Below are 6,546 nucleotides of genomic sequence, written 5' to 3' on the forward strand. Positions count from 1 at the left end.
ACGGAATTCATATCTGAGGAACGGCACGCCACCCCATTTCTCCTTGAACCTCCTGATCCCGCTATTGACGCCCAGTCCCAGATTGATCAAATTCTTCCCCTTTTCCTGCGCGAGATTGATCATTTCAGAAAAAAGAAGGTCGGAGGCATAGGGGACGAAATGTTTTTTGGAATGGCACCCCACAACATAAGCGTCAAACATCTTTGCAGCGGTTTCAATAACGAAGAAGGCAGAAAGTTGACCTTTTGAATCACGTGCGTCGAGAACGAGGGTTGTATCAGATGCATTGACGTATTCAGGCATGCCTGAAAAAAGTTCCCTTATCAGCGCCCCCGGTTTCTCGCGCCCGAGGAATTCCCTGATGAGCGATTCGTGCTCCCTTGTTATCTCTTCGGACCGTTCAATAACGAGTCTCACCCTTGCCTTGCTGACCGCTCTTTTAAGGTTGCCTTTCATGAGGAAGCCCGCAATGTCAAGCCGGTAGTAATTGTCCTGTTCTCTTTCGGATGGTATTTCCAGGAGGTCATCAGATATCTCGGGTGCTATGATCCAGAGATAACGGATCGTATGCTTATCCCGGACAAGATGAGCGAGAGGTTTAAGCCTGTTTCCTGAAAAGTTCCCATCGAGGGGATACCCCACGAGGATTGCCCAGTTGTCTTTTACGTAGACAAGGTGATCATCAACAAGAAAGGGTTCTCCTTTCGATATAATGGTCATGAGGCTCACGATATGTTCCGGCACGTAGGCCTTCTTCAGTATATATTGCTCCTCTTCCCTCGAGATCATTGTTTTCTCCCTATTGATATTATACACCAAGTATCTTATGGCAGGTTTTGCACGGTTCAGGTGGTTCGGGGAGCGGTGTCTGCTCTATACGTCTCATCCCGAGCAACGCCTGGTAGTTTTCGTCAAACTGTTTTTTTCTCAGAAAAAAACAGTTCCGGAATGCAGTATACGTCTTGCTGCTCCATATATCTTTGATGTGCTCCCTGAAGATGTTGCCGAAGCTTACCCTCTCTGTGCCGTGTTCCTCTCCGCAAAAGATCCTTTTGAAAGGAGAACGTATCGGAGGGCCGAGGTAGACGCAGGGTGATATTTCACCATCAGCCGATATGTAAAGGTTTTTCAGGGGATTTTCCGCGCAGACGGCGACATTACAAGGTCGCAGGGAGGGTATGCTGAGGTTTAGTCCGTATCTCTGTGCCCTTTCCTTTGCCTCTCTGAGGATCGCCCGATAGGGCTCATCGTTTGTTTCTTCACAGGTAAAGACCCGTTCTTTATCCTGCCGGGTGTTTGTAATGTGGATGACATTGATAAGAACAACATCACGGATACCGATTGTTCCGGCAAGATCGATGAGAGAGGGAACCTCATCGATGTTTTCTTTCAGCATAAGGTAGACGATGTGCATCGCCGGTTTTGTCATCCCTTTTTCAGCGGTCAGTCTTTTCATGAACGTTATAGAGTTGATCAGTGCGTCAAAATCAGAATTGACACGAATGGCGTTGTGGGTCCCGCTCGTTGCCCCTGACAGGGAAAACCCGATGAAATCTATGCCTGCGGTGACGAGCTCTTTCGCGTACTCCCCGGTGAGCCCCATACCGCTTGTCACGAAGCCAACCTCTGTCCCTTCCCGCCTGACAAGGAGTATACATTCAATGAGGTGTTTATAGAGCAACGATTCGCCCCATCCCTCGAGGACCACGCTCTGCACGTCTTTTAAAAGTGGCACGATCCCTTTGAAGTTCCCGAAGTCCATCTCCTTCCGGTGCCAGTCCCTGTATTCGTCTTTGATACACATGGTGCATTTCAAAGGACATCTCGTCGTGAGTTCGATCTGCCATGTCGAAAATGGCCTTGCCTTCCGTTGCCTGAAAAGTTTATCGAGTGTGCCCATGCGATCCCTTTTTGCCCGTCGTACGGTCTTCTATTGATTCTATATAGCTCGGTCAGTAGAGTCAATAGCCGCCGTTCTAAACAGTATATCGTATTTAGTATATAGTATTTCGAGAAAATGGACTGCACACCTTGATGAGACAATAATGCTATAAAAAGGAGGTATGGGCACATAGTGCTTAGTTGTCTCAAATAGAGGTGCATACCAAGAGGGTTCTTTTGTAGTCCACGATATACGATATACTATATACGATATACGAATATGTTATCGTTTCCACTTGAGTCACTATTCAATTATTTTGTATGATATGCGAGAGAGGTCACGATATGAGGTTGCAAAACGAAGTAGCGTTATTGACGGCGGCTGCCGGTGCAGGGATCGGTCAGGCAACGGCGAGGATCATGGCACGGGAAGGCGCAAGGGTTGTTGTTACCGATGCCCACGAAGAACGGGCGATCTCCGTGGCAAATATGATCCATGACGAGTATGGCGTGGAAACCATCGGCATGCGTTGTGACGTGACAAACAGAAAAGATGTTGAGCGTGTTGTGGCTGCGACCATTGAACGCTTCGGGCGGATCGATATCCTCTTCAACAACGCCGGCACGAACAGGCCCTCACAGGTCGTTGATATGACGGACGAGGCATGGGAGCTTGTCATCAACACATCGCTCAGCGGCGCCTTCTATTGTTGCAGGGCGGTGCTCCCGGCGATGATCGCGCAGAAAAAAGGTCGTATTGTAAGTATTACCTCTGTGGCCGCTTTCCGGGGCCTGAAAGCCGGTCATGCGCATTATGCCGCAGCCAAGGCAGGGGTGATGGCCTTTACCCGATGCCTGGCGATGGAGGTGGCAGAGCACCGCATTACCGTCAATACGATAGCGCCGAGCTTCATATATAATGAGTTTATACCTCACATCTATCCGGAAGAAGAGATAGAAAGGATGTACGAGGAGATACCTTATCCGAGAAAGGGAACGCCGGAGGATATTGCCAATACAGTCCTCTTTCTCGTTTCCGATGAAGGGGAGTATATAACGGGACAGACCATATGTGTTACCGGTGGGAGCTGGATGAGATGATGAATAGAAGCAATACCCAATTACCAATAACCAAGCTCCAATTAATAACCAATCACCGAATACCCAATACCCAAACAGGGATTTCCAGCTGCTTATATTTGGTGATTCGGTCATTGGATATTGGGTATTATTTGGTGATTGGGATTTGGTTATTGGTGATTGTCTTCTGAAAAGGAGGTAACAGTGCGACAGAAATTAAGCCCAGAGGAGCTTTACAAGCGATGTGATCCCAATCTTTTTGCATTCAGGACTACCGGTGAGATCACAGAATTTATGAGAACGATCGGGCAGGAAAAGGCCCTCAACGCCCTCGACTTTGGTCTCAATATGGATAGCAATGGATTCAACATATTTGCTATAGGGGAGAGCGGTACCGGCAAGATGACAACGGTAATGGCCAAACTTAATGCAAAGGCCTCCGAGGAAGATGCGCCGCCTGACTGGTGCTATGTTTACAATTTCAAAGACCCCGACACCTCCATAGCATTATCGTTTGACCCCGGCAAAGGGGCGAGCTTCCAGAAGGAGATGGATGAGCTTATCAAGATATTACGGATCGAGATACCCAAGGCCTTTGAATCAAAGGAATACGAGACGCAGAAGAGCAAGATCATTGACGAGTTTCAGCAGAAACAATCAGAGTACTTTGCGAGGCTCGATACGGAAGCAAAGGAAAGGAGATTTACCGTAAAGCGCCAGCCGACAGGCATCCTGATAGTTCCCATCAAGGAGAATGGAGAGCTTTTGTCAAAGGAAGAATTCGATGCGCTGGACGAGAAGACAAGAAAAAAGATGGAGGAGACAGGCCGGTTTTTCCAGGAGAAACTTAATGATGTCGTGCGGGTTCTCAGGGAAGCGGAAAAAATCGTCCGGGACATGCTGGGAAGGCTTGACAGGATGGTAGCGCTCGATCTCGTGGGACCGCTCATCGATGCAATGGAGAAAAAGTATCATAACCAGGAGAAGGTTGTACAATACCTGAAGAATGTCGAGGAAGAGATACTCTCCCATCTCGATGAGTTCCGCACAACAGAAGAACAGCCTTCGCCTCTTCCTTTCCTGAAGATGCCCAAGACAGAGATGTCCTTCTCCAAATACAGCGTGAATGTGATCGTCAATAACGAAGAACGAAAGGGCGCCCCTGTCGTGTATGAAAGCAATCCGACATACCTGAACCTTTTCGGCCGCCTGGAATACAAGGTTCAGTATGGTATGGCGACAACGGATTTTACGATGATAAAAGCAGGTTCGCTTCACAAGGCAAACGGAGGCTATCTTATTGCCGACGCCATGGAACTTCTCAGAAATCCGTTCTCATACGAGGCCCTGAAAAGGGCGCTCAAGAATCGGGAGATCAAGATCGAAGATATCCTTGAGCAGTACAGGCTTGTCAGCACTGCCGGATTAAAATCAGAACCAATACCGTTGAATGCAAAGGTTATCCTTGTCGGTAATCCTTACCTGTACTACATGCTGCACAATTACGATGAGGACTCCCGGGAGCTTTTTAAGGTCAAGGCCGATTTTGACAGCAGGATGGAAAGGACGCCTGAGAACATAGTGAAATACGCGGCATATGTTGCCCAGTGCCAGAAGGAAGAAAATCTTCTCCCCTTCGACAGGACGGGTGTTGCAAAGGTTGTTGAGTATGGGTCGCGGTTTGCGGACCACCAGGAGAAACTCTCCACAAAGTTCAGCCTTATCGCCGACCTTATCCGCGAGGCGCACTACTGGGCGAAAAAAGAGAACAGCGATGTTGTAACGGGGATATACGTCCAGAAGGCTGTTGACGAAAAGATACACCGTATAAACCGGATCGAAGAGAGACTGCAGGAGATGATGGTCGAGGACACGTTGATCGTCAATACATCGGGCGAAAAGGTGGGACAGGTGAATGGCCTGGCAGTCCTCGATCTTGGCGACTACAGCTTCGGGAAACCATCAAGGATCACTGCCAAGACGTATGCGGGCAAAGCCGGTGTTGTAAATCTCGAACGTGAAACAAAGATGAGCGGAAAGATCCATGAAAAGGCGATACTGATTATCACGAGTTATCTGGGCAGCAAATATGCGATGAAAAGGCCCATCAGTCTCTCCGCGTCGATCACCTTTGAACAGCTTTACGAGATGATTGAAGGTGATAGCGCGACATGCGCGGAGCTTTACGCCCTTTTGAGCAGCATCTCCGGTGTCCCGTTAAGACAGACCTTTGCCGTGACGGGATCGATGGACCAGAACGGCGATGTGCAGCCCATCGGAGGCGTGAACCAGAAGATAGAAGGGTTCTTTGAGCTTTGCAAGGCGAGAGGACTTGACGGTACTCACGGTGTCATCATACCGAAAAGAAACATCAGGAACCTTGTCCTTAATGAAGAGGTAGTAGGAGCTGTCCGGAATGAAAAATTTTCGATCTACGCCATCGACAGGATGGAGGAAGGCCTGGAGCTATTGACGAACACGAAGGCAGGGGAGCTGCAGGACGATGGTACATACCCTGAAGGCACCATCAACTTTCTCGTTGAAAAGCGGTTAACGGAGATCTCCGAAGCGCTGGAGAAGAAGAAAGAAAATGAGAATGGCGAAGAGAAGCTAAACCAGCCCAGGGCTGATGACTGATAACGGAACACCCGTAAGGTGTTAGGGGAAAAACCCGTGAGGCGTGAATCGTAAGTCGTGAAGGGAGAGAAACCGTAATTCGTAATTCGTGAGTCGTAAGAGGAGAGAACCTGTACAGCGCGTAGGAAAGCATTTTGTCATCGCGAGGAGCGGAGCGACGTGGCGATCTGTTGAATGAGATTGCCACGCTTCGCTCGCAATGACACTACGCCACACCCTGCGGGCTCGCAATGACCTATTACCTATCACCTTTCACTTTTCACCTTTCACGTTGCTTTAAAGGAGATGAACATTGGCAATAGATTTTGAAAATGGACTTGTGCAGTATGACCACCCGGAGATCCTTTACCGGCTCTTTTTCCCTCGCCGTGAATCTGTCGATAACAGGGAGCGCCCAAAGGCAATGAACCATTTTGTTGCAGTGGCGCAGGATATTTCTATCGGCTGCCGGTTCTATCCCGCCAGATTGGATAGCCCAAATATCCTGTATTTTCATGGCAACGGCGAAACGGCCCCGGATTATGACTACATTGCCCCGGTATACGCGGAGAGGGGACTCAACCTGTTTGTGACCGATTATCGAGGCTACGGCATGAGCGGCGGAAGCCCTGCCTGCAGTAGCATGATCAAGGATGCACACCCTGTCCTTCATGGATTTACCGCTTTTTTGTCTGACCTGGGTTATACCGGAGACCTTTACGTCATGGGACGGTCCCTGGGAAGCGCCCCGGCCATCGAACTGGCCTATCATTACCAGCAGCGATTTAAAGGACTTATCGTGGAGAGCGGTTTTGCGAGCGCACGGAACCAGCTTATGCGATTGGGCGTGTCTCACCTTTTCAGAGATGTAAAAGAACCTGTCGGGTTCGGCAATGACCTGAAGATAAAAGAAATAGCTATTCCCACGTTGATCATCCACGGGGAATGGGATGAGATCATACCGGCTGA

At 49.0% G+C, this 6,546-nt stretch carries 5 protein-coding genes; 3 read left to right on the forward strand and 2 right to left on the reverse strand.

Translation table 11 applies throughout. From position 1 onward, the window contains the following. Positions 1-789, reverse strand: a 789-nt coding sequence (locus PHU49_12940; GenBank protein MDD5244913.1) for a hypothetical protein, incomplete at its 3' end; no start/stop codon positions are given. A 19-nt stretch (positions 790-808) separates the two neighbouring features. Beyond that, complete coding sequence (locus PHU49_12945) at positions 809-1,900, reverse strand: radical SAM protein (GenBank protein MDD5244914.1); 1,092 nt, start codon at positions 1,898-1,900, stop codon at positions 809-811. 326 nt (positions 1,901-2,226) lie between these two features. Here PHU49_12945 and PHU49_12950 point away from each other — a divergent pair, with 326 nt between their 5' ends. The 3 genes from PHU49_12950 to PHU49_12960 all read left to right on the forward strand — a co-directional run. Further along, on the forward strand, positions 2,227-2,982 hold the full coding sequence (locus PHU49_12950) for an SDR family NAD(P)-dependent oxidoreductase (GenBank protein ID MDD5244915.1): 756 nt from the start codon (positions 2,227-2,229) through the stop codon (positions 2,980-2,982). Between the two features lie 183 nt (positions 2,983-3,165). Then, complete coding sequence (locus PHU49_12955) at positions 3,166-5,598, forward strand: ATP-binding protein (GenBank protein MDD5244916.1); 2,433 nt, start codon at positions 3,166-3,168, stop codon at positions 5,596-5,598. 292 nt (positions 5,599-5,890) lie between these two features. After that, the coding region (locus PHU49_12960; GenBank protein ID MDD5244917.1) for an alpha/beta fold hydrolase at positions 5,891-6,546 on the forward strand (656 nt) is incomplete at its 3' end.

It is taken from the genome of Syntrophorhabdaceae bacterium (assembly GCA_028713955.1).
Taxonomy (GTDB): domain Bacteria; phylum Desulfobacterota; class Syntrophorhabdia; order Syntrophorhabdales; family Syntrophorhabdaceae; genus UBA5609.

Excerpts from the sequence above, each read along its gene's own strand:
- PHU49_12950 (MDD5244915.1), top strand. The coding sequence starts at position 2,227 with ATGAGGTTGCAAAACGAAGTAGCGTTATTGACGGCGGCTGCCGGTGCA.
- PHU49_12945 (MDD5244914.1), bottom strand. The coding sequence starts at position 1,900 with ATGGGCACACTCGATAAACTTTTCAGGCAACGGAAGGCAAGGCCATTT.